The organism is Kribbella catacumbae DSM 19601 (assembly GCF_000372465.1).
Lineage (GTDB): Bacteria > Actinomycetota > Actinomycetes > Propionibacteriales > Kribbellaceae > Kribbella > Kribbella catacumbae.
In genome coordinates this window covers 19,958-44,841 of the sequence record NZ_AQUZ01000033.1, presented here as the reverse complement: position 1 = coordinate 44,841, position 24,884 = coordinate 19,958, and the positions used below count along the sequence as shown (strand labels likewise).

Below are 24,884 nucleotides of genomic sequence, written 5' to 3'. Positions count from 1 at the left end.
CGGGTGGATTGCCTTCGTGGGTGGTTGGGTGGTGGGACGGGGTGAGACGGGTGGGCGGGGGGTGGTGGGGCTCCCATAGGCTTGGGGTATGCAATTTGCGGAGTTGAGTGCTGGGTTGGTGCCGGGGGTTCCTTCGTTGGAGGAGCTGCGCGGTCTCAAGCCGTTGCAGCAGCCGGAGTGGCCGGACCAGGACGTGCTGGAGCAGGTCATCGGGCAGTTGCGGACGTTGCCGCCGCTCGTGTTCGCGGGTGAGTGCGACGATCTGACCACCAAGATCGGTGCCGTCGCGCGCGGTGAGGCGTTCCTGCTGCAGGGTGGTGACTGCGCCGAGACGTTCGACGGGGTGACCGCCGAGAACATCCGGGCCAAGCTCCGCGTCCTGCTGCAGATGGCCGTCGTCCTCCAGTACGCCGCGAGCGTGCCGGTCGTGAAGGTCGGCCGGATCGCCGGCCAGTACGCCAAGCCCCGCAGCAGCGGCGAGGAGACCCGCGAAGGGGTCACGCTGCCGTCGTACCGGGGGGACGCGGTGAACGGGCTGGACTTCACGCCCGAGTCGCGGATCCCTGACCCGCAGCGGCTGCGCGGTGTCTACAACGCGGCCGCCGCCACGCTCAACCTGACCCGCGCGTTCACCACCGGTGGGTACGCCGACCTGCACCAGGTGCACGCCTGGAACACCGACTTCGTGAAGTCCTCGCCGGTCGGGCAGAAGTACGAGCAGCTGGCCTCCGAGATCGAGCGGGCGCTGGCTTTCATGCGCGCCTGTGGAGCCAACTCGGAGGAGTTCCACACGGTCGACTTCTACGCCTCGCACGAGGCGCTGATCCTCGAGTACGAGCACGCCCTGACCCGGATCGACTCGCGCACCGAGCAGCCGTACGACGTGTCCGGCCACCTGCTCTGGGTGGGGGAGCGGACCCGGCAGCTGGATGGCGCGCATGTCGAGTTCCTGTCGTCGCTGAGCAACCCGCTGGGCGTGAAGATCGGCCCGACCACCACCCCGGAGTACATCCGGGCGCTGATCGACAAGCTGAACCCGAAGGGGATCGAAGGCAGGCTGACCTTCATCACGCGGATGGGCGCGGGCAAGATCCGGGACGGGCTGCCGCCGCTGCTCGAGGCGGTTCGCGACCACGGCTCGCCGATCGCGTGGGTGTGCGACCCGATGCACGGCAACACCTACGAGACGCCGAACGGCTACAAGACCCGCAACTTCGACGACGTGATCGACGAGGTGCAGGGCTTCTTCGACGCGCATGAGCAGGTCGGCACCTGGCCTGGCGGCATCCACATCGAGCTCACCGGCGACGACGTCACCGAGTGCCTCGGCGGCGGCGAGGAGCTGGTGGCCGAGGACCTGGTCAACCGGTACGAAACGGCCTGCGACCCGCGGCTCAACCGGCACCAGTCCCTCGAGCTCGCCTTCCTGGTAGCCGAACGCCTGCGCGGCGCACGGGCATGATCGACCTTCGCTCGGACACCGTGACCCGGCCGTCGGCCGGGATGCTGGCGGCGATGACGAGCGCTCCCGTCGGCGACGACGTGTACGGCGAGGACCCCACGGTCACCGAGCTCGAGGAAGCCGTCGCCGGGCTGCTCGGGCACGAGGCCGCGCTCTTCACCGTGAGCGGCTCGCTGGCCAACATCCTCGGCGTACGGGCGCTGGCCGCGCCGGGCTCCGAAGTGTTGTGCGAGGCGAGCGCGCACGTCGCCCGGGCCGAGCTGGGCGCGCACGCAGTGGTCAGCGGGATCACCACCCGGACGTGGAGCGCGCCGGGCGGCCAGATCGATCTGGAGCAGATCCGCGCGCTCATCGCCCCCGACCTCGGCCGGTACTTCGTGACGACGGCAGCCGTCTCGGTCGAGAACACGCACAACTTCGGTGGCGGCACGATCCAGACGTCGTACGACGCCCTGGCCGACGAGCTGGACTCGGTCGGCCTGCCGCTCCATCTCGACGGTGCCCGGCTGTGGAACGCGTCGGTGGCGTCCGGCGTACCGATGGAGGCTTACGCCAGCAGGGCCGCGGCGGTGAGCGTCTGCCTGTCGAAGGGCCTGGGTGCCCCGATCGGGTCGGTGCTGGTCGGCTCGGCGGAGCTGGTCAAGGAGGCACGAGTCTGGCGCAAGCGACTGGGCGCGGGCTGGCGTCAGGCCGGCGTACTGGCTGCTGCTGGGCTCTATGCGATCCGTCACAACGTCGAGCGGCTCGCTGAGGACCACGCGCATGCTCGCCTGATCGCCGAGATCCTCGCGGACGCGGCCCCGGGCTCGGTGAAGCCGGATCAGGTCGAGACCAACATCGTCGTCGCCGATGTCGCTGCCACCGGCAAGACGGTCGCTGAGGTGGTCGCCGGCGCGAGAGCCGCAGGCGTTCTGGTGGGCGGAGTGGGCACCACGCAGCTCCGGCTCGTCACTCATCTGGATGCCTCGGCCACGGACTGCCGCCAGGCGGCCGAAGTGGTCGCCGGCCTTATGCACTGATAGCTGTTCGCAAGGTTCAGGTGCCACCTGCCGGCTGCTGGAGCTCGCAGGCCGGCAGGTAGGCTCATCGCTGTCGGGTCGCAGCATTCGGGGAGAGCCGTGCGAGAGATCGTCGTGTTCAGCGGAAGTGCCCATTCCAGCCTTGCCAAGCAGATCTGTGCCGATCTCGGCGTGGAGCTGTCGCCGGTGGAGATCCACCGGTTCAGCAATGACTGCCTACAAGTCCAGTTGCAGGTGAACTGTCGCCAGCGGGATGTGTACATCGTCCAGCCGCTGGTTCCGCCGACCCAGGAGCACCTGATGGAGCTGCTCCTGATGATCGACGCCGCGCGGGGCGCCTCGGCCGCTCAGATCACCGCGGTGATGCCGCACTACGCGTATGCGCGCTCGGACAAGAAGGACGCCTCACGGATCTCGATCGGTGGCCGGCTGGTGGCCGATCTGCTGGTCGCGGCGGGCGTCGACCGGGTGCTCACCATGACGTTGCACGCGCCGCAGGTGCATGGGTTCTTCTCCGTCCCGGTCGACCACCTGACGGCGATCGGCGTACTGGCCGACCACTTCCGCGGTACTGATCTCACGGACACGGTCGTGGTCAGCCCGGACCTGGGCAACGCGAAGACAGCGACCCAGTTCGCGCGGCTGCTCGGCCTGCCGGTCGCGGCCGGCAGCAAGCAGCGGTTGTCGGATGACAAGGTCGTGATCGACGCGATCGTCGGCGACGTGGCCGGCAAGAAGGCGATCATCCTGGACGACGAGATCGCCACTGGCGGGTCGATCATCGAACTGCTCGACCGGCTGAAGGACCTCGGCTGCACTCAGGCCGCGGTGGCGACGACCCATGGGTTGTTCGCCGGCAAGGCGGTCGAGCGGCTGCGGTCGCACCCGTCGATCACCGAGGTGATCAGCACCGACACGGTCCCGCGCCCGGACGGCTTCCCCGAGTTGCAGGTCAGCTCGGTCTCCGGCCTGTTCGCTGAGGCAATCAAGCGCATCCACGGCGGCGAATCCGTCAGCAGCCTCTTCGACGGCGTCGACCCGACCCACGGCCCACCACAGCCGAAGCTGCCCTTCTAGAAGGAGTCACCGTGGTGGGTCCTCTCCGGTCAGGCCGTCGACGGTCTCCCGGATCAGGTCGGCGTGGCCTGCGTGGCGGCCGTACTCCTCGATCAGGTCGATCATGATCCGGCGCAGGCTGGGCGACTCGCCAAGTGGGGTCTTGTACTGCGCGAGGTGGTCCAGCCCGCCGTCCGGCAGTACTTCGGCGACGGCTGCTCGGGACCGCTCGACGGTGGCCTGCCATAGCGCGTAGAGCTGCTCGGGTGTGTCGTCGGCGGCGGAGTGCCACTCCCAGTCGGGGTCGGCGTCCCAGTCCACGGCATCCCACGGCGTGCCCAGTTCGTGGCCGAGCAGGCGCCGGGTGAAGTACTCGTCCTCCACCAGAGCCAGGTGCTTGACCAGGCCGCCCAGCGTCATCGTCGACGGCGGATGGGAAGCCTGGAGACCGGCGGCGTCCAGGCCTCCGCATTTCCAGATGAAGATCGCGCGTTGCCGCTCCAGCGAGCCCAGCATGGTTTCGAGTTCGGTGCCGGCGATCGGTGCTTCGCGGGGGAGGTCATGTCCTGTCACGCGCAGCAGGTTAGTCTCGAATGCGGACGTATTGCTTCCGGGAATGCGGGTTGACTGTGAGCGTGGACGAGTTAAGCCCGACAGCGAAGGCCCTGCTGGCGCTGGAGCTGATCCAGGACAACCCGGGCATCACCGGCGACCGGCTGGGCGTCCGGCTTGGCGTCACCGACCGGGCCGCGCGGCGGTACGTCGGCATCCTCCGCGAGGCCGGCATCCCGATCGAGTCCACCCCAGGCCGGTACGGCGGGTATCGCGTCGGCCGGGGTTTCCGGCTGCCCCCGCTGATGTTCTCGACCGCCGAAGCACTCGGGCTGATGATGGCCGCGCTCGAAGGGCACCACCAGGCGTCCGACCCGGAGGATCCGGCCGGGAGCGCGCTCAACAAGATCATCCGGGTGCTGCCGAAGCCGGTCGCCGAGCCGGCCGAGTCGCTCCGCCGGCTGATCACCCCGCCGCAGGCCGCGAACGGCACCTACCCGGATCCGGAGACGACCGCCGCACTCGTCCGAGCCTGTACTGCGGGTCGCCGGCTGCGCATCGGCTATCGCAGAGGAGACCGCGACACGGCGACGATGGAGGTCGATCCCTGGGCGGTCTCCGTGCGTCACGGCCTCTGGTACCTGCTCTGCTGGTCCCACACGAAGGACGCCCAGCGAGTACTGCGGGTCGACCGCGTCGCCACGACCGAGATGCTGGCCGACACGTTCGTTCCGCCCGAGAACCTGGACCCGGTCACCGCCATCCAGGACCACTTCGCCCAAGGCTGGCGGTACGCCGTCGAGGTGGTGATCGACGCCCCACTCGCCGACATCGCCCTCGCCCGCAACCTGGGCCGTCTCGAGCCGATCGACGAAACCCACACCCGCCTGACCGGCAGTACCGACGACCCGGACTGGTACGCCTACCGCCTCGCCTCCCTCGAAGTGCCCTTCGCGGTCCTGAACCCACCCGAACTCCGCGAGGCACTCCGCACCCTGGCCAACCGCCTGATCAAGGCCGCCGTCGACTGAAAACGCCGCACCGCTAGCCGAGTTCGAGTGTCGTTGTCGCGAAGATGCCGGCCTGGTCGACGACCGGCGCCGGACCCGCGTACATCCGCGCGCATTCGAAGGTCGGCACGAGCCCCAACCGCTCAGCCAGCTTCACAGCCGGCGCATTGAGATCCGGTACGTCGATCGCCACCTCCTCGCCCGGCCGCACCAGCCCATCCAGCACAGCCGCTGCGATCTCGTCCGTCGCCGCATAGAGCGGACCGATCCGCGAACCGGACTCGGACGGCCGCAGTACGCCGAAGCCCGCGAGCTGACAGTCCTGGATCGCCACCAATGATCGGTGCGCGGGCAGGTTCACCCAAAGCGACAGAAAGGCATCCCGCTCGGCGGGAAAGAACCGGCGGTCGTAATCGGCCAGCTGCCGGAACGGCACCGCTCGCGCATCGACCAACTCGACCCCCGTCGGCGCCTCACCGGCGGGAGTTCCGGAGTACCGGATGTGATTGTGTGTGCGCTCGAACCCGGACTTGCGGTAGTTGTCCTGCTGGTCGACAACGCCGTCGAGCCCGACCGTCCGGCCAGCGAGGTGTTCCATCACGGCGCGCCAGAGCTGAATCCCGTACCCCTGACCGCGCATGTCCGGCCGGGCGATGTAGAAACCGAGGAAGCCGAAGTCGCTGCCGTAGCGGACGCCGGAACAGCAAGCGATCGGCTCGCCGTCCAGCCGGCCGATCAGGAAGCCCGAAGGGTCGGCCGCACCGAAAGCCAGTACGTCCGAAACCCCCGGGTCCCATCCCTCGTCGGCGGCCCACTGCCGCATGGTCAAAAGGTCTTCCGCACTAGCCGCCGTGATCCCCAGGTCGCTCATGCAGAGAGCTTATTCAGCCCTCACAGCACAACCGGCGCAGCCATTCGGGCTCGTGCCACCAGTACTCCGGGTCGTGGGAGTGTGCCTTCTCGCGAGTGAGTGGTTGCGGCCCTGCGGCCGTGGCCTTTTTGGTCACGGCGAAAGGCGCGAGTAGCTGCTCGATGGTGTGAAGTTTCCCGGCGACCATCACTTGCTGAACCGCTGCCGCGTGGGTGATGTCCGCCAGCGGATTGCCTTGCACGAACGACAAGTCGGCCTGTGCCCCAGCCCGTACGACGCCCAGCTTGTTCTCCAAGGCCAGCCATTTCGCCGGGTTCCTAGTCGCCGTCGTCAAGGCCTCGTACGGCGTGAAGCCGCCTGCGACCATCGAGCGCAGATTGGCGTGCAGGGAGATGCCGACGTTGTCGAGTGGCGCGTCCGTGCCCGCGATCACCAGGCCGCCACCCCGGTGGATCCGCAACACCATGTCGACGTTGCCGGCCAGGAGAGCCCTCGTGGTCGCACCAGCCGGCCCGGACGCGGTGGTCACCTCGGCCTGCAACGCGGCGTACTCCCAGGCCGGGAAAAGTGTTGTGGTCCGCCGGTCGGTGAGCAGCGACGGATCATCGACGTGCGCCATCGTCGAGTTGAACAGGGTGGGCGTGACCGAGAGCCCGGCCTTCGTGAAGAGCGTGACGACGTCGGCATATGCGCGCCCGAGCCGGCTGACGGTGTGCGAGTAGCCCAGCCGGTTGGTCGCGCCGGTGTGCTCCATCCCGTCCATGCCGAGATGCTCCGCCGGATACAGGTAGTGCGAGGACAACTGCAGACCGAGCCGATGAACGGCCGCGATCGCCCGCCGCTGGTACTCGATCGGCAACCGCACATAGGTCTTCACCAAGTCGTACGCGAGCCCTTCGACCCGGTCGAGTTCCAGCCCGAGCTGCTGCAGCGACAGCGTCGGGCGCATGAAGTTGTAGAAGACCCGCGAGCCGTCGATCGCCTCACCCGTGGCGAAGTAGCGCGGCCCGGTCAGCGACCCGTGCGAGAGCGCTTCCCGGGTCTCCTGCATCTGGTAGACGGGGTCGCCGGGAGAGCGCGTACTCGTGACCCCGTACGCCAGCCAGAGGTTCCCTTGCCGCGCGCCCCAGGCCCGTCCCCGCAAGTGCCAGTGAACGTGCGCGTCGATCAGGCCCGGCATCACGGTCAACTCGCTCGCGTCGATGTCCGCCTTGCCCTGATGCGGCCGGACCGCGACGATCTTCGAGCCGTCGACGACGACGTCGACATCTGGCTGCAGCGCCTCGGCGCGTCCGTCCCAGAGAGCACCGGCATGGATCGTGACACGCTGGTTCACCGTCGCGCGTTGCCAGTGCAGGTCGACCTTGACCGTCTGCGGCCGAGACCCGCGCACATCGGTACGCCGTATCTGTCCGTTGTGCAGGTAGAGCAGCGTCTGACCGTCCTGCCAGGTGGGCGAGTCGGTGACTTCCGAGGTGACCGCCCTCGGCTGGCCGGCGAAACGCCCCCGGCCATCCACCGGTACGACGTACAGGAGGCTCTCGACGACGAAGGCGAGCCATTTGCCGTCGGGGGAGAAGACCGGGCCGTCATCACCTCTGGTGGCCAGCGAGCGGAACGGCATCGGCTCGACGTATTCGAGAGCGGTCGTCGCGACATCGACGTACAGGAGCTGGCTGGTGCCTTCGCGGAAGCGCTTCGAGAACGGCTTGACGGCGGCGAGCACGATCGTGCGCCCGTCGGCGGACCAGCTCACCCGGCCGGGCTGGAACAGTGTCGGAGTCAGCTGGCGGACCTCACCCGACGCCAGGTCGAGAACCCAGGCGATTCCGTCCTGATCCTGGTACGCGACCTGCCGGCCGTCGGGGGAGTATCTCGGCGCGGTCTGGGCCCCGGGCAACGACGAGAGCTTGCTGTCGGCACCGGTCGCCAGATCGTGCAACCAGAGATCGGCGGTCCCGTCGCGATCGCTTGCGTAGAGCAACTTCGTACCGTCCGGCGAGAAGTCCGGGTCGGAATTGAAGTAGCCGTCAGCAACAATTTTGCGTGGTTGCCCCCGGCCACTCGTTGCCGCCAGCCACAAAGCGTTCAGGGCCCGGAACGCGATCCAGCGGCCGTCGGGCGAGACCGTCGGACTGGCGATCCCGAACACCGGCCGGCGTTTGACCGACTCGATGTCCGGCGACTTCGGCCGCGGCCGCCGAGACGTCACCGGGACGACAGCGGTGAAGGCAATCTGGCTGTCTGTGGTGCCCGCGCGCTTCCGTACCAACCCGTCGGCTGTGTAGAAGATCGTGTCGGCAGAGGCCCACGAGGGCGGTACTGCGAAGACGTCCTTGCCGGTCGTCACCGCCTGGTCGCCGACCATGAGCTCGCTGGCCGGCCCGGTCAGCCGAACGTAGGCGAGCTGCCCGCTCGGCGAATAGGCCGGCCCGTAGAGGCTGCTCCCGGTCCGCGCCGGCACCGCGGTACGGCGTTGGCCGGTGGTCAGGTCGAGCTCGATGATGGAACTCGCGTCGACGGTGAAGGCAAGCTTCTTGCCGTCGGGGGAGTAGACCGGCTCGGCCTCCTCGCTGGGATCGTCGGTCACCGCGACGATCGCGCCGCTGCTCACCGTGAGCCGATGGATCCCGTAGCTGCCGCTGCTACCGCGATCCGATGAGAACACCACGGACTTCCCGTCCGGCGATACGGTGGGTTCGCGATGGTCGAAGCGCCCGGTGGTCAACTGCCGCAGCCCGGACCCGTCGGGCCTGATCGACCACAGATGGAAGTTGCCGTCGCGATAGGACTGAAAGACGATGCTCGAGCCATCCGGCGTCCACCGCGGCCGGGTCGCGTCCTGCAAGTCGTCCGTGAGCCGCCGCGACCGTCCACCGGCGACCGGCGTCACCCAGATGGCTGTCACCAGATCAAAGGCAAGCCACTGCCCGTCAGGCGAAACCGAGACCATGAAGTTGGTGCCCTCGGTCAACACCGCCTGCCCACTGGTGGCAGGAGACGCGGCAGTGGCGGAGGTGATCGGCAAGGCGCTGACCGCGGCCACACCGCCGGTCAGTTGCAAGGCGCGGCGTCGCGAGACGCTCCAGGGGCCGGGGCCTTCAGAATGATCCACAGCGGTTTCCAATCCCTTCGGGGCGGTGCGGGACAACCCCGAATCTGCCAGCAGCGTCCACCGTCCTTGACCCTGTCCGGCGTGCCCGTCGGTGAACGGCTGATTCGCTGCGACGAACGGCAGCCCGATCGGTCAGGCCTCGGCCAGGGCCTGCGTGAAGGCGGTCAGGATCCTGGTCGAGCGATCGGGTAGGCCGCTGAGAGTTGTCCGGGCTACCTGGTTGGCCAGGGCTTCGCGCAGGAGCCGGTCGGCGAGATCGCGATCGAGCTCGGCCTCGGCGGTCACGCCAGGCAGCAGGTCGGGTAGTGACGAGACTTCGCTGCGGAGCAGATTGTCGAGAGTGGTGTCGAGCCGGGTGGGACGCCCATGCAGGGCGCGCAGATCTTCGGCGAAGAGGAACGCCTGACCGCTGTGGTAGCCGTGGTCCCGGAGTTGCCGCGCCTGGCTCGGCGGGAGCCCGGCCAGCTCGGCGCCGGCTCTGCAGGGGAACTCGAAGAGCGCACCGAAGAGCTCGGCCGCAGGCGTAGGGAGTAGTCCTTCGGGCTGCAGCCGGCCGGCCCGGAGGGCGGTGAGTTCGCGGACCCAGTCGGCGAACGCCCCGGACAACGACGGCTCGCCGACGCTGGCGACCAGGTCTCCCGCAACGCTGAGCAGGAAGTCGCCGGCCATGACGGTGGCGGCGCGGGGCCAGTCGATTCCCTGGTCCTGTGCCTGAGGTGAGCCGACGGAGGCGAGTACCGCCAGCGTCGCCAGTTCGATGCCGGCAGCCACTGGAGCTGCAGCAGCCGGCGGTGGTGATCCGCCGGCGACAACAGCGGCCAGGAAGGGCACGGCCGGACGGAGCTGATGGGCTAATGGCCCTTCGTTGGAGGCCATCAGCCGGGCGAGGAACGGCCACTCCGTACGGACGGCGGCGACCTCCAGCGAGTCGCAGGCGGCGGTGAACGCCTCGACCAGCGCGGAGTCCGACCGAGCGACCAATTGGCGGCTGCCGGCCTTCCGCGGTCCCTCGGGCAGGATCATCGCGCGGCGAGCCTTGGCGAAGAAAGGGCTGTCGTCGGTCAGCGTGGCGGCCATCGTGCGCCAGGCCAGCCGGTAGCGATGGTCGGCGTGCTGAGAGGTTTCGAAGTACCCGACGAAGGTCCGGGCCATCTCCTGCTGGTACTGCGCTGCTGCGCCCTCCGGGTCGTCCAGCGCCGCGGCGATGCAGCTCGCGGCGATCTCACCGCTCTGCACGGCGTAGCTGATCCCCTCGCCGGTGAACGGGTTCGTCAGCCCGGCGGCGTCACCGACCAGGATCCGGCCTTGGTCCAGGCAGGTCTGCGGGCTGAAGCCGAGGTTCGTGAACGACCCGATCCCCGGGCAGGTACCCCTGATGCCTGCGAAGTACGGCTCGACAGTCGCCAGCTCGGCCACTGTGTCGGCGAAGAGTTGTTCGCCTGACCTCTCCCCGTTCGAGGCGGTGATCGTCAGGGTGCAGCTGTCGCCAGGCCCGCGGAGTACCCACGCAGAGGTCGTCGTTGGTGGCGTGGCGAAGTACAACGTCGTCTCGGGGCTGGGCTCAGAACCGTAGATGACCCGCGAATACGTGAAGCCAACCGCTTGTGAGGTCACGGACCCCAGCCCCGAGCTACCGGTCGCGAGGACGAGATGGGCCGCGTTCGGCATGACGACCGCCCCGTCGCAGTCCTTGACCATCAGGCGGGCCTCAGCGTCCTGCGTCGCCGTACCGCCGATCACTGTGACGCCGGCGGCGATGGCGGCCTGGATCAGCCGCTCGCGGAAGATCGCCTGATCACAGCTGTACAGCTCAGGAACGGGCACGACCCGTGAGTCGCGGTCATCGAACCGCAACCGCAACGAGGTCACCGGCCGGGCAGGCAGTTCGAGCGAGAGACTGCTGATCGTCGACTCGCTGATGACCACGTCGTACGGCGCCCGGAAGGCGGCAGCCGAGTCGACCAGCATCACCTCGACGCCCATCCCGGCCAGCCTGGTGGCGGTAACGGTGCCCGCCGGGCCACCACCGATCACCAGTACGTCGGGAGTGGGTGCCCTCACTGCAGCCTGGACCATTCCGTCTGGGCGATGCCGACGATCCGTTCCCGCACCCGCTGATCGCTCAGCTCGTCCAGCTGGGCGAGCGCACGCCGGAAGCAGTCGCGGGCTTCCTCCAGGTCCGAGGTCTCGTCGAGGCTCTGGAAGGCAGCCCCAAGATCCATCCCGAACCGCCCCAGTACTTCGAGGTCGGCCTCGCTCCGCCCCGCGAGCTGGCCGCCGAGAACGCAAGCCAGCCGGAAGAGCTGTCCGGTCCTCTGCTGCACCAGCTCTCCGCGCTTGAGGTCGGCCGCTGTGGCAGCGACCGCCCGCTTGACCGCTCCGCCGAGCTCGGCTGCCTCTTTGGCGGCCAGTCCGAAGACCGCCTGGCTGTCGTCGGGCAGCAAGGACGCCAGGTGCAGCAACTCGACGATCGAGGCGACGCGGACCGCGAACAGCGTGACGACAGGTGGCAGCGCGGCGCTCGGTGCGTGGCCGGCGCAGGCTTCGACGAGAGTACGGCGTAAGTCTTCGCCCGTGGGCGAGACGACGACCTGCTGGGAGGACGAGGGCAGCGCGGCGGCCAGCTCCAGCATCCGCGCGGAGACCTGGGCACTGAAGTCTGTGGGAGTTTCCTTGGTCAGCAAGTCAGTAGCCCCTTCGATGGGTGCCTGCGGGATCAGCTCCGGGGCGGCGGCCAGCTGTGCGGTGCCGCGACTCTATTCCCGGTGCTTTCGTGGGACCAAACGCTTCGAACATCCTTGAAAGGTCAACCGGTCACCGCGGGGGAGACCGGGTTGGCCGCTGTGGACGGGCGGCCTCTATCGTCGGCGCATGAAATCTGTGTCGCCGCCGCTCCGGGCGATTGCCGCCGCTGTGATCTGTCTGGTGATCGCGCTGGCCGCCGCGCTCGCGGTGGACAGCTGGCTGGATCGGCACTGGCTCCTGCGTGGCATCACGCTCTTTCTCGCATTCTGCTGCGCTGGAGTGCTGTGGACCGGCCAGGGGCGGAAGGCGCGGCCGATCATCGCGTTCGTCGGGCTGTTGATGTTCGGGCTGGTCTTCCCGGTCACGTCGACCACCTGGTCCGAGCCGCCGGAGATCAAGTTCGCCCTCGCAGTCGCCGATGACGCCCTGGCCGCCGCGAACCGGCGGGCCAGCAGTGCCGTCACGGTCGCCGACGTGGAGGCCGCCGCTGAGACCCGCGGTGGTGCGATCGGCTCGCTCAAGACCGATCGCACCCCCGAGGTTCGCCAGGCCGACGCCTACCCGCTGATCATCCGCGCCAAGAAGGACCAGGGCCGCCCGTGGGCCTGCCTGTCCTTCGTGCACGGCCTCGACGCCGAGATCCGCCCCTGCTGATCATCAGGGCACTAGCATCGTGACCACAGTGTGAGAAATCGATTTCCAACCCTCCTCATGGCCGGTTCCGGACCCTAGGCTCGGCGGCATGACTCTTCCGAACCTGTCCGGAATCAGCGCCGTCGTCGATGTCCAGACCCGCTCCATCAGCGCCGAGAACCCGACCGGCGAGCCCGGCCAGGGCGGTCGGCGGACCGAGGGAACCGGCGCGCACGCCGCCCGCGACCTGGGGGTCGGCTGGAAGGTCTCGCCGTCGATCGAGATCGCCGTGGGGGAGACCGTGACGCTCGCGGACATCGCCGGACCGGGCTGCATCACCCACATCTGGCTCACCACCCACAGCGACAACTGGCGCCGCCTGGTCCTCCGCGGCCACTGGGACGGCGACGAGTCACCGGCGATCGAGGCGCCGGTGGGGGACTTCTTCTGCTCCGGCTGGGGGCGGTTCGCCCAGGTGAACTCGCTGCCGGTCGCCGTGAACCCCAATGGCGGCTTCAACTGCTACTGGGAGATGCCGTTCCGCTCGCAGGCCCAGCTGACGCTGGAGAACACGCATGACGAGTCGGTGGTCGTGTACTTCCAGGTGGACTACTGGCTGGGCGCGGTCGCGGAGGGATCGGCGTACCTGCACACGCAGTGGCGCCGGAGCAACCCGCTGCGTTCGAAGACGGTCCACACCCTGCTCGATGGTGTCGAGGGTCCGGGGCACTATGTCGGCACCTACCTGGCCTGGGGTGTGAACAGCTCCGGCTGGTGGGGTGAGGGGGAGGTCAAGTTCTACGTGGACGACGACGAGGAGTTCCCGACGATCTGTGGCACGGGCACGGAGGACTACTTCGGCGGTGCCTGGAACTTCGACCTCGGCGAGAACCGTGGCGGCTACACGGAGTTCAGTACGCCGTACCTCGGGCTGCCGCAGGTGATCCGGCCGGATGGGCAGTACCAGAGCCAGCAGCGGTTCGGGATGTACCGGTTCCACCTGCCTGACCCGATTCGCTTCCGCACGAAGCTGCGGGTCGACGTACAGGCACTCGGCTGGCGCTCCGGTGGTCGCTACCTGCCGCTGCAGGACGACATCGCGTCGACTGCGTTCTTCTACTCCACTGCGACCAGTACTGCGCGGCCGGAAGCGCCGACGCATGACGTGATGGAGATTTGCTAAGGGATCGGTAGCGGGTGGTCCAGTGCCGAGGCGGTGAGGACCACCAGCGCCGTAGTCCAGGCCAGTGGCGCTTCGCCTGCTGGCTTGAGGTCGCGGTTGACCTTCTCCGGCAAGGAGCCGGTGGCAGTGCGATGGGTGTTGAGCCAGGCCAGCAGGTCCTCTGCCGTACTGCGGTCGCCGCGCGCGGCGGCACTCAGCGCGAACAGGGCGGTCTGTGGGGTCCAGGCGACTCCGTCGGTGCGCCACTGCTCGCCTGGCGTGACTCCGCCGTTGGGCTGGGTGAGCACGTCGCGGGTCCGCTCGATCGCCTTCGTCACGGCGTCGCGGGCGGGGGCGAAGGGCGGCCCGAGGATCGTCACGATCGCGTCGGCGCCACCTTGCAGACCGATTGGTTCGACGCCTGGGTCGACGAAGCTGACCGCTTCCGCGGGGGTGCGCGGGTAGTCGGGTCCGAACTCCCGATCGGTTGCCGCCGACAACCTTCTGAGCGCGTCCTGCCAGGAGGCGACCTCGGCACTGCGGTTCAGCGCGGACGCGATCGCCAGGCCGGACCGCAGCCCGGTGATGAGCGGTGCGATGGTGCCCAGCGTGACCTTCGACTCCGGGCGTTCCCAGTAGTCGGGCGACGGCGCGGGGAGATCGTCTTCACCGAGTTCTTTGACGATCTGGTCGCCCGACTCCCGCACCATCGGCCAGTACTCCGCCAGCGGGGTGCCGGTCGAGCGTCCGACCGCCTCAGCGCCAGTCCGCCCGTCCGTCTTGGCACGGGTTTCGGCGCAGAACCAGGTGGCCCACAGGACCCAGCCCGAGCCGTCGAGTTGGGGGTGGCGGCCGTCTTGGGGCTCGGTGCCATCCGGAGCGGAGTACCGGGCGGCCCAGCGACCCGCGGCCGGCCTTATCTTGTTGAGGAATTCGAGCACCTTGTCGGCCTCGGCGTACTGACCGACCGAGCAGCGCGCGGCCGCGACGAACGACGCGTCCCGCGGCCAGACGAATCGCCACGGCCCGTCCCAGCCGGCCAGCGTCGCGCCGTCCGGCAGGGTGAGCGCGTCCAGATCGGCCAGCGCGTCGCGGATCAGCTCCGGCCGGGCCAGGTCGGCCGAGTTGGTCGGCGTCTCGATCACGGTCGGTCCCGAGCGCCCGGTGATGCCCTCGGCAACGAGTTGGGGTTGCGGGTTGCGGTCGAGGTTCACCGCGGTACCGGCGGCCAGCACGGCGAGCAGGACCGCGATCACGGCGTACGGGAACCACCGCACGCGCCGTGCGCTGTCGTCCCGCATCCGATCCCTCCCCTCTTGAAGACCGTCACTGCCCGAGATGCTGGACCTCGGCCTCGAACTTCCGCCGTGGTGCCAGCTCGACCAGATACATCGCCGACATCACCAGTGCACCACCGATCAGCATCCGCGCGGTCACACTCTCCGCCCCGAAGAGTACGGCGAACGCGGACGCGAACACCGGCTCCATCGTCATCGCGATCGCCGCCCGGGTCGGCGTCAGGTGTGCCTGTGCCCAGGTCTGCACCATCAACGCGAGCGCCCCCGCGACCAACGCCATGTAGACCACCGCGATCCAGTCTCCCGCACCGGTGGGCAGCGAGAAGCCACCGGGGACGGCGCCGACCGCGCAGACCGCGGTGATCACGACCATCTGCAACGCCGACAGCCCGAACGCGTTCGATGGAGTCGACCAGGCACCGAGGCCGATGATGTGCAGTGCATACAGCCCCGCGGCCGCGAGCGTCAGGAGCTCGCCCGTGCCCATGCTGAAACCACGCAGAGACAGTACGCCGAGACCGACGGTGGCGAGGACGACCGCGACCCAGGCCCAGCGGCCGATCTTGTGGCGCAGGATGACGGCTGCGAGCAGCGGGGTGAAAACGACGTACATACCGGTGACGAACCCGGACACACTCGCCGAGGTATGCCGCAGCCCCTCGGTCTGCACGAGCTGCGCGACGCCGTACGTGATGCCGAGGGCAACACCCCGGCCACGATCCAGCCGGCTGAGCTTGGAGATCGCCGGCGGGTGAATGAGGATCAACGCCACCGTAGCGATCGCGAACCGCAACGCCAGGTAGTCGGCGACGTCCATCCGGTCCAGCAAGTCCTTGGTCAGAAAAAACGTAGACCCCCAAGCCGCCGCCACCGCAAGCAAGGCCAACACAGCAACACGCGACCGATTCACGCGCAAAGCCTCTCAGACCCCTGACACTTCCCAGCAATCGCCCAGCCGGAGGAACTCCCCACCCTGCCTCGCGGATCGCTCCATCCCGACCGCATGCCCACCTTGGGCACCGGCCAGCCATCTACTCACGAGTAGGCCGACTGGCCGGTGCTCAAAGACGCGTGCGGGGTTCGGCGAGGGCCACGTCGCCGGAGCTGACCCAGTAGGAGCGCGCGGCGAGGTGGTGTGGGGGTAGTTAGAGCACCGTGACGATAACCGTGGTGCCGGGTTTGGCTTTTTGGCCGGCGGCTGGGTTTTGGCCGGCTACCAGGTTGAGGCCGAGGTTGAAGGGGGCTTTCTCGACCTTCACCTTGAAGCCGGCGTCGGTGAGGATCTTCTGGGCTTCGGCGAGCTTCTTGCTGCGGACGTTGGGTACTTCGCGCAGCGCCGGGCCCTTCGAGACGACCAGCTGGATCTTGTCCTTGGCGAACAGCGTGCCGTTGTTCGGCGTCTGGCTGATGACCCAGCCCTCGGGGACCTTCTCGTCGAACTGGTCGGTGCGGCCGACAGTGAAGCCGGCTTTCTTGAGCGTCCTGGTCGCCTCGCGGACCGGCTTGCCGGTCAGGTCCGGTACGGCGATCGGCTTCTGGCCCTTGCTGATCGCCAGGTTGACCGCGTCGCCGGGCTTCATCACCGAGTCGAACCTCGGTGAGAAGACGATCACCCGACCCGTCGGCACGGTCTCGCTGTACGACTGGCTGACCTGGCCGACGACAAGCTTGATCGACTCCAACGCACGCCTGGCGGCCTCCTCGTCAAGCCCAGCGAGCTGCGGTACGCGGTACCGCTCAGGACCCTTGGAGATCGTGAGCGCGACCTCGCCGTTCTTGCGGATCCGGGCGCCTGGCTCGGGGTCGGTCTTCATGACGTCGCCCTTCGCCACCGTCTCCGAGAAGTCCTGGTTGGCCAGCGTCGTCGTCAGCCCGGCCTCGGTGGCCTTGGTGCTCGCCTGGGCCGCGGTCATGTTCACCAGCAGGGGAGTGGAGGTGTAGCGGTGTACGCCGTAGAACCACGCCGCCGAGCCGACACCGATCGCCAGCGCCAGTACTGCGAACAGAGCGATCAGCCCGCGCCCTCGCCGTTGCTGTTGCCGGACCACTGGCCTAGGAGGAGCAGCTGATGCAGCAGGCCGCAACAGCGAGGACTGCGGCTCGAACGGTACGACAATCGTGTCGTTGCGAGGCTGCTGCTCCACGTACCCATGGCCGCGGGCATAGCCGTCGTCGTACTCGTTCTCCTCGCGGATCTGCTTGATCGGGATGGTCAGATCGCCGGTCAGCTCAGGATCGTCCGGGAGACCTTCCTCGATCGCGCTGCGCACCCGGTGCACCTGACGGCTGAACACCCGCGCGTCGGCCGGGCGGAGATCGCGATCCCGCGCCGTCGCCCGCTGCACCAGCGCATCGACGTACGGCGGGATGCCCGGTACGAGTTGCGAAGGCGGCGGTACGTCGGCGTGGACGTGGGCGTAGGCGACCTGGATGGGTGTGTCGCCGCTGTGGGGCTTGCTGCCGGTGAGCAGCTCGTACAGGAGGATCCCGGCCGAGTAGACGTCGGAGCGTGCATCGGCGCTACCGTCGGTGACGAGCTCGGGGGCGAGGTAGGAGACCGTGCCCATCAGCAGGCCCTGAGTCGCCGTGTTGCCGGTCGTGGTGACCGCGCGGGCGAGGCCGAAGTCGGCGACCTTGACGGTGCCGTCGTTGGAGATGAGTACGTTCTCGGGCTTGATGTCGCGGTGCACGATGCCCGCGTCGTGGGCGGCCGAGAGCGCGGAGAGGACGGGCGCGAGCAGGTTCAGCGCCCGCGCGGGTGGCAGCGGCGACTGCTGGCGGATGACGTCACGCAGCGTGCGGCCCGGTACGTATTCCATCGCCAGGAACAGCGTGCCGTTGTCATCGCCCTGGTCGAAGACCGCGACCACGTTGGGGTGCGAGAGCTTGGCGGCGGCCCGGGCCTCGGCGACGAACCGGCGGCCGAACTCGGCGTCGTCGCCCAGCCCGAGGTGCATCACCTTGAGCGCGATGATGCGATCGAGCCGCATGTCGAGCGCCTCGTAGACGGTCGCCATGCCGCCCTTGGCGACGCGCGAGCCCACCCGGTACCGGCCGTCGAGCACTCGCCCGGCAAGGCGGTCGCCGACCTGGGTGTCTACGTCATCCGTCACGTGCGGTGAGCCGCCTCTCGAAGCTGTCTGCTCTGAGAGTGTAAATAAGGCGCAAGGCAGCGGCTCCGTCGCCGCGCCGCTTCCGGCCTAGCCGACCGGATTCCAGGCTCAGCCGACCGGATTCCAGCCCTTCTCGAACTGTGCTTTGAGGCGTAGGACACTCTTCACGTACAGCTTCGTGTCGGGGTACATCCCGTTCCGCCGGACGCCGCCCAGGCCCTGGTAGTAGCCGGCCACCGCGATGTCGAGCTGGGCCGCGCGGGTGAGCCGGCTGAGCAGGACGACACCGGCTGTGACGTTGTCCTGCGGCTTGAGCAGGTCGAGTTTGCGGCCGACCAGGCTCGAGACGAACTTGCCGGTCGACGGGATCACCTGCATCGCGCCGACGGCGTTGGCGGGGGAGACGACCCGCTGCTTCCAGCCGGATTCCTGCCAGGAGATGGCCAGCGCCAGCTCCGGGTCGACGCCGTGCCGCTTGGCCGTGGCGATGATCATCGACCGCATCTGGGTCCGGGTCGGCAGGTTGCGCTTCCGCAGCACGGCGCGATTTCTGTCCGCTGCCGAGACGATGTGGTCGGCGTACGTGCGCCCGGCGAAGGTGTTGTTCTTCTTCTTGCCCTTGCTCTTGGTCGGCTTCTTGGCGACCGGCTTCTGGTGGATCTTGACCGGGACCAGGATCGGCTTGCCGACGTAGATGTGATCCCTGGCCCGCATCCCGTTGGCGGCCAGCAGGTTGGCCTGCGAGCAGTGGAACCGCTTGGCGAGCCTGCCGATCGTGTCACCCGGCTTGACCACGTAGGTGACGCGGCCGAGCTGGGAGCGCCGGGCCGGAGTGGTCTTGCCGTGCTTCGGGGCCTTGCCCGGAAGTTTGAGCACCTCGCCGGCGTAGATCGCGTTGCCGTTGCCCGGGAGCTGGTTCAGCGCGACGAGCGTTCTGACGTCCGTCCCGTACGCCGTCGCGATGCGGCTGAGCGTGTCGCCGTCCTTCACCTTGTACTGGCCGAAGCCCGGCGACCCGGCGGTGATCACCCCCGCCGCGATCAGCGGGACCGAAAACCCGGTCGCTACCCGTAGGACCTTTCGCCACGTGTTGCTCATCTTTCCATCTCCCCGTGTGAACGTCCCTTGACGGTAAGTGGTGGTACAGATGTGACAACAGGTGCGGATGGGTCAGTTGTTACGGCTGTAACCCAATGTTTACAATTTAAGGCTGAACTACACGGTTGTGGTTCACAATCGTTCGACGCGCCGCGATCAAGCGCTCACGGAACACGTTCAGTCATTGGCGATCCGGGCCGGTCGATTGCCACCGGCAACTGGTGCTCAGGGCACCTAACCGCTAGAGATCGGCGCGTCCGTCCAGTGGTGACGAGGCCTGGGCGGAGTGGTACCGGCGCGGGATCCGCCCGGCCAGGCGAGCGTTCCGGCCGGCCGTCACGGCATCGCGCATCGCGGCAGCCATCAGGGCCGGCCGCTCGGCCCGGGTGACGGCAGTAGCGAGCAGCACGGCGTCGCAGCCCAGCTCCATCGCCAGGGCAGCGTCACTCGCCGTACCGATGCCGGCGTCGAGCACGATCGGTACGTTGGCGGCTTCGACGATCATGCTGATGTTGTGCGGGTTGCGGATGCCCAGGCCGGAGCCGATCGGGGAACCGAGCGGCATCACGGCAACGCAGCCGACCTGCTCCAGCCGGCGAGCCAGGATCGGGTCGTCGTTGGTGTAGGCAAGCACTGAGAACCCATCGGCGGCCAATGTCTCAGCAGCGTCCAGAAGCTCCACCGGGTCGGGCAGCAGGGTGTGGTCGTCCGCAACCACCTCGAGCTTGATCAGATCGGTCTGCAAAGCCTCCCGGGCCAGCCGAGCAGTCAGTACGGCCTCACCAGCGGTGAAACAGCCGGCAGTGTTCGGCAGTACTGCGATGTCGTGCTTGCGGAGCACGTCGAGGACAGACCCCTGCTGTGTCGGGTCGAGCCGCCGGAGCGCCACGGTGGTCAGCTGCGTACCGGACGCGACCAGCGCTTCCTCCAGTACTTCGAGGCTCGGCGCACCGCCCGTCCCCATCACCAGCCGGGACGTCAGCTCGCGACCGGCGATCACCAGGGTGTCGTCACTCATATGTCTCTCCTCAACCGCCCTGGACCGCGGTGAGGATCTCCACCCGGTCGCCTTCGGCCAGCGTTGTCCCGGGCCACTCTGTCCGGGTCACTACGGCCTCATTCACTGCCACTGCCACACCCACCGGGCTGCGCGCCCAGCGCTCGACCACATCGGCGACCGTCGTTCCTGCCTCGATTTGCTCGGTACTGCCGTTAACGAGCACGTTCATAGCTTGACCTTAACTTCGGCGAAGCGGCTCGCTTGGAACGGTGCCGCCACTGAGGGAAGGACGCCGGTCTGCACTGTCTCGGCAATGACTTGGGCAGTGATAGGCGTCAGCAGTACTCCGTTGCGGTAGTGCCCGGTTGCCCACAGCAGGCCGTCGAGGCCGGAGGGGCCCAGGATCGGTGCGTTGTCGGGGGTGGCCGGTCGTAGCCCAGCTACGGCCTCGACCAGCTCCAGCTCGTCGGTGATCGGCAGGATCATCCGGGCATCCCGCAGGAGCGCGAACACTCCGCCAGCGAGCACGCGGGTGTCGTAGCCGAGCTCTGATGTGGTCGCCCCGACCACTAGCTCGCCGCCCGGCCGGGGGACCAGGTAGACGGCGAAGCCACGCGCTGTCGCCCGCACCGTGTGGCTGAGCGCCGGTCGGTAGGCCTCAGGCACGCGGAGCCGCAGGACCTCGCCCTTTAGAGGCCGGACGGGCACCCGCAGCTCTGCCGGGACGCCCTCCAGCTGTCCTGACCAGGGACCGGCTGCTGCGATGACCTGGCCGGCGTGGATGGCCGACCCGTCTTCCAGTTCGACCCCGACGGCCGTAGTGCCGGTCACCAGGACTCGGCTGACGCGTTGGCGGACTAGCTGCACCCCTGTCAGCTCCGCGGCGCGCAGGAGGGTCGCGACGGCTTGGCGGTTGTCCACGGAGTGGTCACCGGGCACCCAGACACCGGCAGTGACGCCGGCCGCGAGCAGGGGCTCGCGCTTGCGGGCCTCGCGGCCGGACAGCTCCTCGACCTCCAGGCCGAGCCTTCGCTGGTAGTCGGCCAGCCGGCGGATCGCGGTCGCATCGTCGACGTCGTACGCGACTGAGAGAGTTCCGGTGCGGTTGAGCCCGGCGGACTGGCCGGTGAGGGCTTCCAGCTCCTCGGCGAAGCCGGGCCAGGCGGCCACGCTGGCCAGATTGAGCGCCAGCAGGGCGTCTTCGCCGTACTCGACCTCGGTGACGGGAGCGAGCATGCCGGCAGCCACCGAAGAGGTCTGGCTGCCGGGTGTCGGGTCACATACCGTCACCTGGATACCGTCTACAGCGAGTCGCCAGGCGGTCGCGAGGCCGATCAGCCCCGCACCGATGATGACGACATCGCAGGTTCGCTCAGCCATGGCGCCAAGACTACGACGCTTGCTACATGGCAGGCTGGGCCTGTGACTGAGCACACCGCTGACGCTGGACTGCGTGACCGACTTGCCGACGCCTACCTCTACCTGTGCACGGACGCACGGGAGAAGCAGGGCGACCTGGTGCAGTTCCTGGATGCCGCCCTGGGTGGTGGCGTCGACATCGTGCAACTGCGGCAGAAGGACCTGGAGGCCGCCGACGAACTGGCGGCCCTAGAGGTGTTCGCGGACGCCTGTAGGCGGCACGGCAAGCTCCTGGCCGTCAACGACCGCGCGGACATCGCCTTCGCCGCTGGAGCCGACATCCTGCATCTCGGCCAGCGCGACCTGCCAGTGCGGGCGGCACGGGCTATCACTGGGATGGAGCCGGTGATAGGCCGCTCCACTCACACCTTCAGCCAGGTGAACGCCGCCGTCGATGAGCAGGGCTCGGACTACTTCTGCGTCGGCCCGACCTGGGAGACCCCGACCAAGCCCGGCCGCAGCGCCGCCGGGCTGGAGCTAGTCTCGTACGCCGCCAGCCGGCACCCGGTGAAGCCGTGGTTCGCGATCGGCGGGATCGACCTCGACCGGCTGGATCAGGTAGTCGAAGCCGGCGCGAGCCGAGTGGTCGTAGTACGGGCTATCACTGAGGCGGACGACCCGGCCGCAGCGGCGGGGGAGTTCAGCAGGCGACTGCGAGCCGCCGGATGTTGAACAACCCGAAGGCGGCCCGGATCGTCGCCGCCGTGCTGATCGCGATGCTCGTGATCACTCTCGCCGCCTCGCTGTTCGGCTGCGGCGCTTCGAAGCCCGCCGCGGCGGCGCCGACCAAGGATCCGGTCAGCGGACTTGCCTATGTGCCCGTGGCCGACCTTCCCAAGGAGGCCCGGCAGACGCTCGAATTGATCGGCAAGGGCGGGCCGTACCCGTACAGCCGGGACGGAGCCGTGTTCGGCAACTTCGAGAAGATCCTGCCCAAGCAGGACCGGGGCTACTACCGCGAGTTCACCGTGAAGACCCCCGGCGAGAAGGATCGCGGCGCCCGCCGGATCGTGACGGGGAAGGGTGAAGAGCGTTATTACACCGACGATCACTACAAGTCGTTCCGCCGGATCCAGGCGGACGGGGGGACCGGCGGATGACTGACCTGAGCACGCTGCTGAGCGCTGGCCTGCGCCCCGGCGTGTACCGGTGGAACTCCAAGCTCACCGTCGACCAGGTACGCCGCAGCGTGGCCACGGCCGGCTGGAACTTCGTTCTGCTCGACACGACCGGCGTGCACGACAAGGCGGGCCTGCTCGACGTCTGTGCGACCGCCTTCGACCTGCCGCGCTGGTTCGGGCGGAACTGGGATGCTCTGGCCGACTCACTGAGCGACAGGTCGACCGGCGAGCCCGAGGTGGTGCTCTGGGAGGGCTGGCGCGAGCTGCTCGACCACGACCACGACACGGTCGACGTAGCCCTGCAGATCTTCACCGAGGACGCCAACGAGTCCGGTCAGCTACGGGTCTTCCTCCGCGAGGCCGACGACGTGCCGGCCCTCGTCACCGAGGTACCGGTCCTCTAGGCAGGCCAAACCAAGCCGGTACTCCGGCACTGAAGGCCACGTGGTCGGGTGGGCGGCCGCTGAGCTCGCCCAGCCCGACAGAGGCGAGTAGGCCTTGGTCTTCGAAGCTGTGGAGCTCTGCGTGGTGGAGGACCCAAGCGGGGTGCTCGTTGGGCAGGTACCACGTCCGCCCGGCTCTGCTGAGGTGTAGACCCCAACGGGCGGTCAGGAAGTGCTCCAGCGGCCCGGGCTCGAGTTGCTCGCCGACACGCGTCTCGATCTTGCTGCTGGCCGTGACGCCAGGCCAACGCAGTAGGGAGGTGTAGGTGTGGTGGTTGCCTTGCTGGTGGTGCTGCATGCGTGCCCAGCGGTAGGGGATGCCGAAGACGCTCCGGGCCGCTGCCACGACCGCTAGGCGGCTCGCGTCGAGGCTGAGGAACACCACGCCTCGCCGGCCGGTGCTGTCGACGGAGTACAGCCGGATGTTGGTCTCCAGGAACTCGCCGAGCAAGACCATCCGGAACGGCACCATCCCGACGTACGTTCGTCCCTCGAACGTGTCGGGCTCAGTACCGGCCGGGAAGGAGTGCGCGACGCTTGCCGGCTCGACTGCCCAATGGATGAAGGACAGATCGCGCCAGCTCTGCCGGAGGATCCGAGGCCGGGACAGCTCAGGCGCTTGTGGCCACATACCTACAGTTTCAGAGGTGCCGGGCGGTGGCCGCAATGGCGAGGTCGGCGAGTGCCTTGCGAGAGGTCTCGTCGTCGATGGGGGAGCGGTCGAGAGCGTCGAGGGCGTCCTCGGTGCGTTCGGTGATCAGGTCCTCGCAAGCCTGTACCGCGCGGCTGTCCTGGAGGATCTCGCGGAGCAACTGGATCTCGTCGTCGTCCAGATCGGGCCGCCCGAAGAGCCGGTCGAACTCGATCAGCTGCACCTCCGACGCGTGCTCGACGGCGTACGCCGTGAGGACCGTCCGCTTGCCTTCGCGCAGGTCGTCGCCGGCCGGCTTCCCGGTCAGCGCCGGATCGCCGAACACCCCGAGCAGGTCGTCCCGCAACTGGAACGCCTCACCCAACGGCAGCCCGTACGACGACAGCGAGTCGATCAGGTGCTGCCCGCCGCCACCGAGAGCTGCGCCGATATGCAGCGGGCGCTCGACGGTATAGGTGGCCGACTTGTACCGCAGTACGCGCAGGGCCCGGTCCATGTCGGCCTCACCCGAGGCCTGCGCCACCAGGTCGAGGTACTGCCCGGCAATCACCTCTACCCGGACGGCGTCGAAGAACTTGGACGCACTGGCCAGCGCGGCGGCGTCGAAACCGGACGTGTGCATCATCTCGTCGGCCCAGATCAGGCACAGGTCGCCGAGCAGGATGGCCGCGCCGATGCCGAAGCCGACCGGGTCGCCGCCGCTGCCGCTCTTCTCCGACCGGGCTCGCTGCAGCGCCTCGAAACGCCGGTGGGCGGCCGGGGCGCCCCGGCGCACGTCGGAGGAGTCCATTACGTCGTCGTGCACGAGTGCGCTGACGTGCAGCATCTCCAGGCTCGCAGCCGCCTTCAGGATCGGCTGCCGCGGATCGCCGCCCGCGGCGCGGAAGCCCCAGTAGCAGAAGGAGGGACGCAGCCGTTTGCCGCCGCTGGTCGCGTCCCGCGCGGCGTGGACCTGCTCCGCGAGCTCCGGTCCGATCGCGGCGAGCCGCTCCTGCTGGGTGTCCAGGAAGCTGGTCAGAGCGTGCTGGATCTCGGTTGGGATGTCTGCGTCGGCATACACGTCTCGGAGAGTAGTCGGTCCCGACGCCGGCGCCCACGCCCCGGTAGCCTTGACG

The 24,884-nt window shown here is 68.4% G+C and carries 23 protein-coding genes; 9 read left to right on the top strand and 14 right to left on the bottom strand.

Features of this window, described 5'->3' with window-relative positions; all coding sequences use genetic code 11:
- Positions 1–88 precede the first annotated feature (88 nt).
- The 3 genes from A3ES_RS0129000 (at position 89) to A3ES_RS0128990 (ending at position 3,558) form a co-directional block, all read left to right on the top strand.
- Complete coding sequence (locus A3ES_RS0129000) at positions 89–1,462, top strand: class II 3-deoxy-7-phosphoheptulonate synthase (protein WP_051084836.1); 1,374 nt, start codon at positions 89–91, stop codon at positions 1,460–1,462.
- Entirely contained in the window at positions 1,459–2,481 is a 1,023-nt protein-coding gene (locus A3ES_RS0128995; protein WP_020390352.1) for a threonine aldolase family protein, read from the top strand. The genes A3ES_RS0129000 and A3ES_RS0128995 overlap by 4 nt, the downstream gene beginning before the upstream one ends.
- A gap of 99 nt (positions 2,482–2,580) precedes the next feature.
- The gene (locus A3ES_RS0128990; RefSeq protein WP_020390351.1) at positions 2,581–3,558 is read left to right on the top strand and encodes a ribose-phosphate diphosphokinase; all 978 of its coding nucleotides are present in this window, start codon (positions 2,581–2,583) and stop codon (positions 3,556–3,558) included.
- A 6-nt stretch (positions 3,559–3,564) separates the two neighbouring features.
- Here the strand turns inward: A3ES_RS0128990 and A3ES_RS0128985 are convergent, their stop codons facing one another.
- A complete protein-coding gene (locus A3ES_RS0128985; RefSeq protein ID WP_020390350.1) occupies positions 3,565–4,110 on the bottom strand; it encodes a DinB family protein in 546 nt (181 codons plus the stop codon).
- A gap of 62 nt (positions 4,111–4,172) precedes the next feature.
- Here A3ES_RS0128985 and A3ES_RS0128980 point away from each other — a divergent pair, with 62 nt between their 5' ends.
- Positions 4,173–5,120 (top strand): helix-turn-helix transcriptional regulator, encoded by a 948-nt coding sequence (locus tag A3ES_RS0128980; protein WP_020390349.1) that lies wholly within the window; start codon positions 4,173–4,175, stop codon positions 5,118–5,120.
- Positions 5,121–5,133: 13 nt separating this feature from the next.
- Here A3ES_RS0128980 and A3ES_RS0128975 read toward each other — a convergent pair whose 3' ends face one another.
- From A3ES_RS0128975 to A3ES_RS0128960, 4 genes are all read right to left on the bottom strand, one after another.
- Positions 5,134–5,970: a GNAT family N-acetyltransferase gene (locus A3ES_RS0128975; protein ID WP_026163301.1), complete on the bottom strand. Its 837-nt coding sequence runs from the start codon at positions 5,968–5,970 to the stop codon at positions 5,134–5,136.
- A gap of 13 nt (positions 5,971–5,983) precedes the next feature.
- The gene (locus A3ES_RS0128970) at positions 5,984–9,085 is read right to left on the bottom strand and encodes a DPP IV N-terminal domain-containing protein (RefSeq protein ID WP_026163300.1); all 3,102 of its coding nucleotides are present in this window, start codon (positions 9,083–9,085) and stop codon (positions 5,984–5,986) included.
- Positions 9,086–9,217: 132 nt separating this feature from the next.
- Complete coding sequence (locus tag A3ES_RS0128965; protein ID WP_157630796.1) at positions 9,218–11,146, bottom strand: FAD-dependent monooxygenase; 1,929 nt, start codon at positions 11,144–11,146, stop codon at positions 9,218–9,220.
- Complete coding sequence (locus tag A3ES_RS0128960) at positions 11,143–11,769, bottom strand: polyprenyl synthetase family protein (RefSeq protein WP_020390346.1); 627 nt, start codon at positions 11,767–11,769, stop codon at positions 11,143–11,145. Before A3ES_RS0128960 ends, A3ES_RS0128965 begins: the two co-directional genes overlap by 4 nt.
- Positions 11,770–11,956: 187 nt before the next feature.
- Between A3ES_RS0128960 and A3ES_RS0128955 the strand changes: the two genes are divergently transcribed.
- A complete protein-coding gene (locus tag A3ES_RS0128955; RefSeq protein WP_040455816.1) occupies positions 11,957–12,484 on the top strand; it encodes a hypothetical protein in 528 nt (175 codons plus the stop codon).
- An 88-nt stretch (positions 12,485–12,572) separates the two neighbouring features.
- Positions 12,573–13,646: a glycoside hydrolase family 172 protein gene (locus tag A3ES_RS0128950; RefSeq protein ID WP_020390344.1), complete on the top strand. Its 1,074-nt coding sequence runs from the start codon at positions 12,573–12,575 to the stop codon at positions 13,644–13,646.
- On the opposite strand, the gene A3ES_RS0128945 is transcribed toward A3ES_RS0128950, so the two are convergent.
- From A3ES_RS0128945 to thiO, 7 genes are all read right to left on the bottom strand, one after another.
- Positions 13,643–14,926 carry a glycoside hydrolase family 15 protein gene (locus A3ES_RS0128945; RefSeq protein WP_020390343.1) on the bottom strand — a complete coding sequence of 428 codons (1,284 nt, stop codon included), beginning with the start codon at positions 14,924–14,926 and terminating at the stop codon, positions 13,643–13,645. The genes A3ES_RS0128950 and A3ES_RS0128945 overlap by 4 nt on opposite strands.
- 25 nt (positions 14,927–14,951) lie before the next feature.
- Positions 14,952–15,833: a DMT family transporter gene (locus A3ES_RS0128940; protein WP_026163298.1), complete on the bottom strand. Its 882-nt coding sequence runs from the start codon at positions 15,831–15,833 to the stop codon at positions 14,952–14,954.
- A 235-nt stretch (positions 15,834–16,068) separates the two neighbouring features.
- Complete coding sequence (pknB, locus tag A3ES_RS0128935) at positions 16,069–18,036, bottom strand: Stk1 family PASTA domain-containing Ser/Thr kinase (RefSeq protein ID WP_020390341.1); 1,968 nt, start codon at positions 18,034–18,036, stop codon at positions 16,069–16,071.
- 108 nt (positions 18,037–18,144) lie between these two features.
- Positions 18,145–19,134: a lytic transglycosylase gene (locus tag A3ES_RS0128930; protein ID WP_020390340.1), complete on the bottom strand. Its 990-nt coding sequence runs from the start codon at positions 19,132–19,134 to the stop codon at positions 18,145–18,147.
- A 241-nt stretch (positions 19,135–19,375) separates the two neighbouring features.
- Complete coding sequence (locus tag A3ES_RS0128925; RefSeq protein WP_020390339.1) at positions 19,376–20,152, bottom strand: thiazole synthase; 777 nt, start codon at positions 20,150–20,152, stop codon at positions 19,376–19,378.
- A gap of 10 nt (positions 20,153–20,162) precedes the next feature.
- A complete protein-coding gene (thiS, locus tag A3ES_RS0128920) occupies positions 20,163–20,363 on the bottom strand; it encodes a sulfur carrier protein ThiS (RefSeq protein ID WP_020390338.1) in 201 nt (66 codons plus the stop codon).
- Positions 20,360–21,514: a glycine oxidase ThiO gene (thiO, locus tag A3ES_RS0128915; protein ID WP_020390337.1), complete on the bottom strand. Its 1,155-nt coding sequence runs from the start codon at positions 21,512–21,514 to the stop codon at positions 20,360–20,362. The genes thiS and thiO overlap by 4 nt, the downstream gene beginning before the upstream one ends.
- A 42-nt stretch (positions 21,515–21,556) precedes the next feature.
- Between thiO and thiE the strand changes: the two genes are divergently transcribed.
- The 3 genes from thiE to A3ES_RS0128900 are packed head-to-tail and all read left to right on the top strand — an operon-like array spanning position 21,557 to position 23,078.
- The gene (thiE, locus tag A3ES_RS0128910; RefSeq protein WP_020390336.1) at positions 21,557–22,225 is read left to right on the top strand and encodes a thiamine phosphate synthase; all 669 of its coding nucleotides are present in this window, start codon (positions 21,557–21,559) and stop codon (positions 22,223–22,225) included.
- Entirely contained in the window at positions 22,219–22,653 is a 435-nt protein-coding gene (locus A3ES_RS0128905) for a guanyl-specific ribonuclease (RefSeq protein ID WP_020390335.1), read from the top strand. Before thiE ends, A3ES_RS0128905 begins: the two co-directional genes overlap by 7 nt.
- Entirely contained in the window at positions 22,650–23,078 is a 429-nt protein-coding gene (locus tag A3ES_RS0128900) for a barstar family protein (protein ID WP_020390334.1), read from the top strand. The genes A3ES_RS0128905 and A3ES_RS0128900 overlap by 4 nt, the downstream gene beginning before the upstream one ends.
- On the opposite strand, the gene A3ES_RS0128895 is transcribed toward A3ES_RS0128900, so the two are convergent.
- Together A3ES_RS0128895 and A3ES_RS0128890 are read right to left on the bottom strand one after the other, a co-directional pair.
- The gene (locus tag A3ES_RS0128895) at positions 23,056–23,748 is read right to left on the bottom strand and encodes a YqjF family protein (protein ID WP_020390333.1); all 693 of its coding nucleotides are present in this window, start codon (positions 23,746–23,748) and stop codon (positions 23,056–23,058) included. The two genes, A3ES_RS0128900 and A3ES_RS0128895, sit on opposite strands and share 23 nt — an antisense overlap.
- Before the next feature lie 10 nt (positions 23,749–23,758).
- Positions 23,759–24,829, bottom strand: coding sequence for a polyprenyl synthetase family protein (locus tag A3ES_RS0128890; RefSeq protein WP_020390332.1), 1,071 nt, complete (start codon positions 24,827–24,829; stop codon positions 23,759–23,761).
- Positions 24,830–24,884: the final 55 nt, after the last annotated feature.

Excerpts from the sequence above, each read along its gene's own strand:
- A3ES_RS0129000 (WP_051084836.1), top strand. The coding sequence starts at position 89 with ATGCAATTTGCGGAGTTGAGTGCTGGGTTGGTGCCGGGGGTTCCTTCG.
- A3ES_RS0128995 (WP_020390352.1), top strand. The coding sequence starts at position 1,459 with ATGATCGACCTTCGCTCGGACACCGTGACCCGGCCGTCGGCCGGGATG.
- A3ES_RS0128975 (WP_026163301.1), bottom strand. The coding sequence starts at position 5,970 with ATGAGCGACCTGGGGATCACGGCGGCTAGTGCGGAAGACCTTTTGACC.
- A3ES_RS0128955 (WP_040455816.1), top strand. The coding sequence starts at position 11,957 with ATGAAATCTGTGTCGCCGCCGCTCCGGGCGATTGCCGCCGCTGTGATC.
- A3ES_RS0128950 (WP_020390344.1), top strand. The coding sequence starts at position 12,573 with ATGACTCTTCCGAACCTGTCCGGAATCAGCGCCGTCGTCGATGTCCAG.
- A3ES_RS0128945 (WP_020390343.1), bottom strand. The coding sequence starts at position 14,926 with ATGCGGGACGACAGCGCACGGCGCGTGCGGTGGTTCCCGTACGCCGTG.
- A3ES_RS0128930 (WP_020390340.1), bottom strand. The coding sequence starts at position 19,134 with ATGAGCAACACGTGGCGAAAGGTCCTACGGGTAGCGACCGGGTTTTCG.
- A3ES_RS0128925 (WP_020390339.1), bottom strand. The coding sequence starts at position 20,152 with ATGAGTGACGACACCCTGGTGATCGCCGGTCGCGAGCTGACGTCCCGG.
- thiS (WP_020390338.1), bottom strand. The coding sequence starts at position 20,363 with ATGAACGTGCTCGTTAACGGCAGTACCGAGCAAATCGAGGCAGGAACG.
- thiO (WP_020390337.1), bottom strand. The coding sequence starts at position 21,514 with ATGGCTGAGCGAACCTGCGATGTCGTCATCATCGGTGCGGGGCTGATC.
- A3ES_RS0128905 (WP_020390335.1), top strand. The coding sequence starts at position 22,219 with ATGTTGAACAACCCGAAGGCGGCCCGGATCGTCGCCGCCGTGCTGATC.
- A3ES_RS0128900 (WP_020390334.1), top strand. The coding sequence starts at position 22,650 with ATGACTGACCTGAGCACGCTGCTGAGCGCTGGCCTGCGCCCCGGCGTG.
- A3ES_RS0128895 (WP_020390333.1), bottom strand. The coding sequence starts at position 23,748 with ATGTGGCCACAAGCGCCTGAGCTGTCCCGGCCTCGGATCCTCCGGCAG.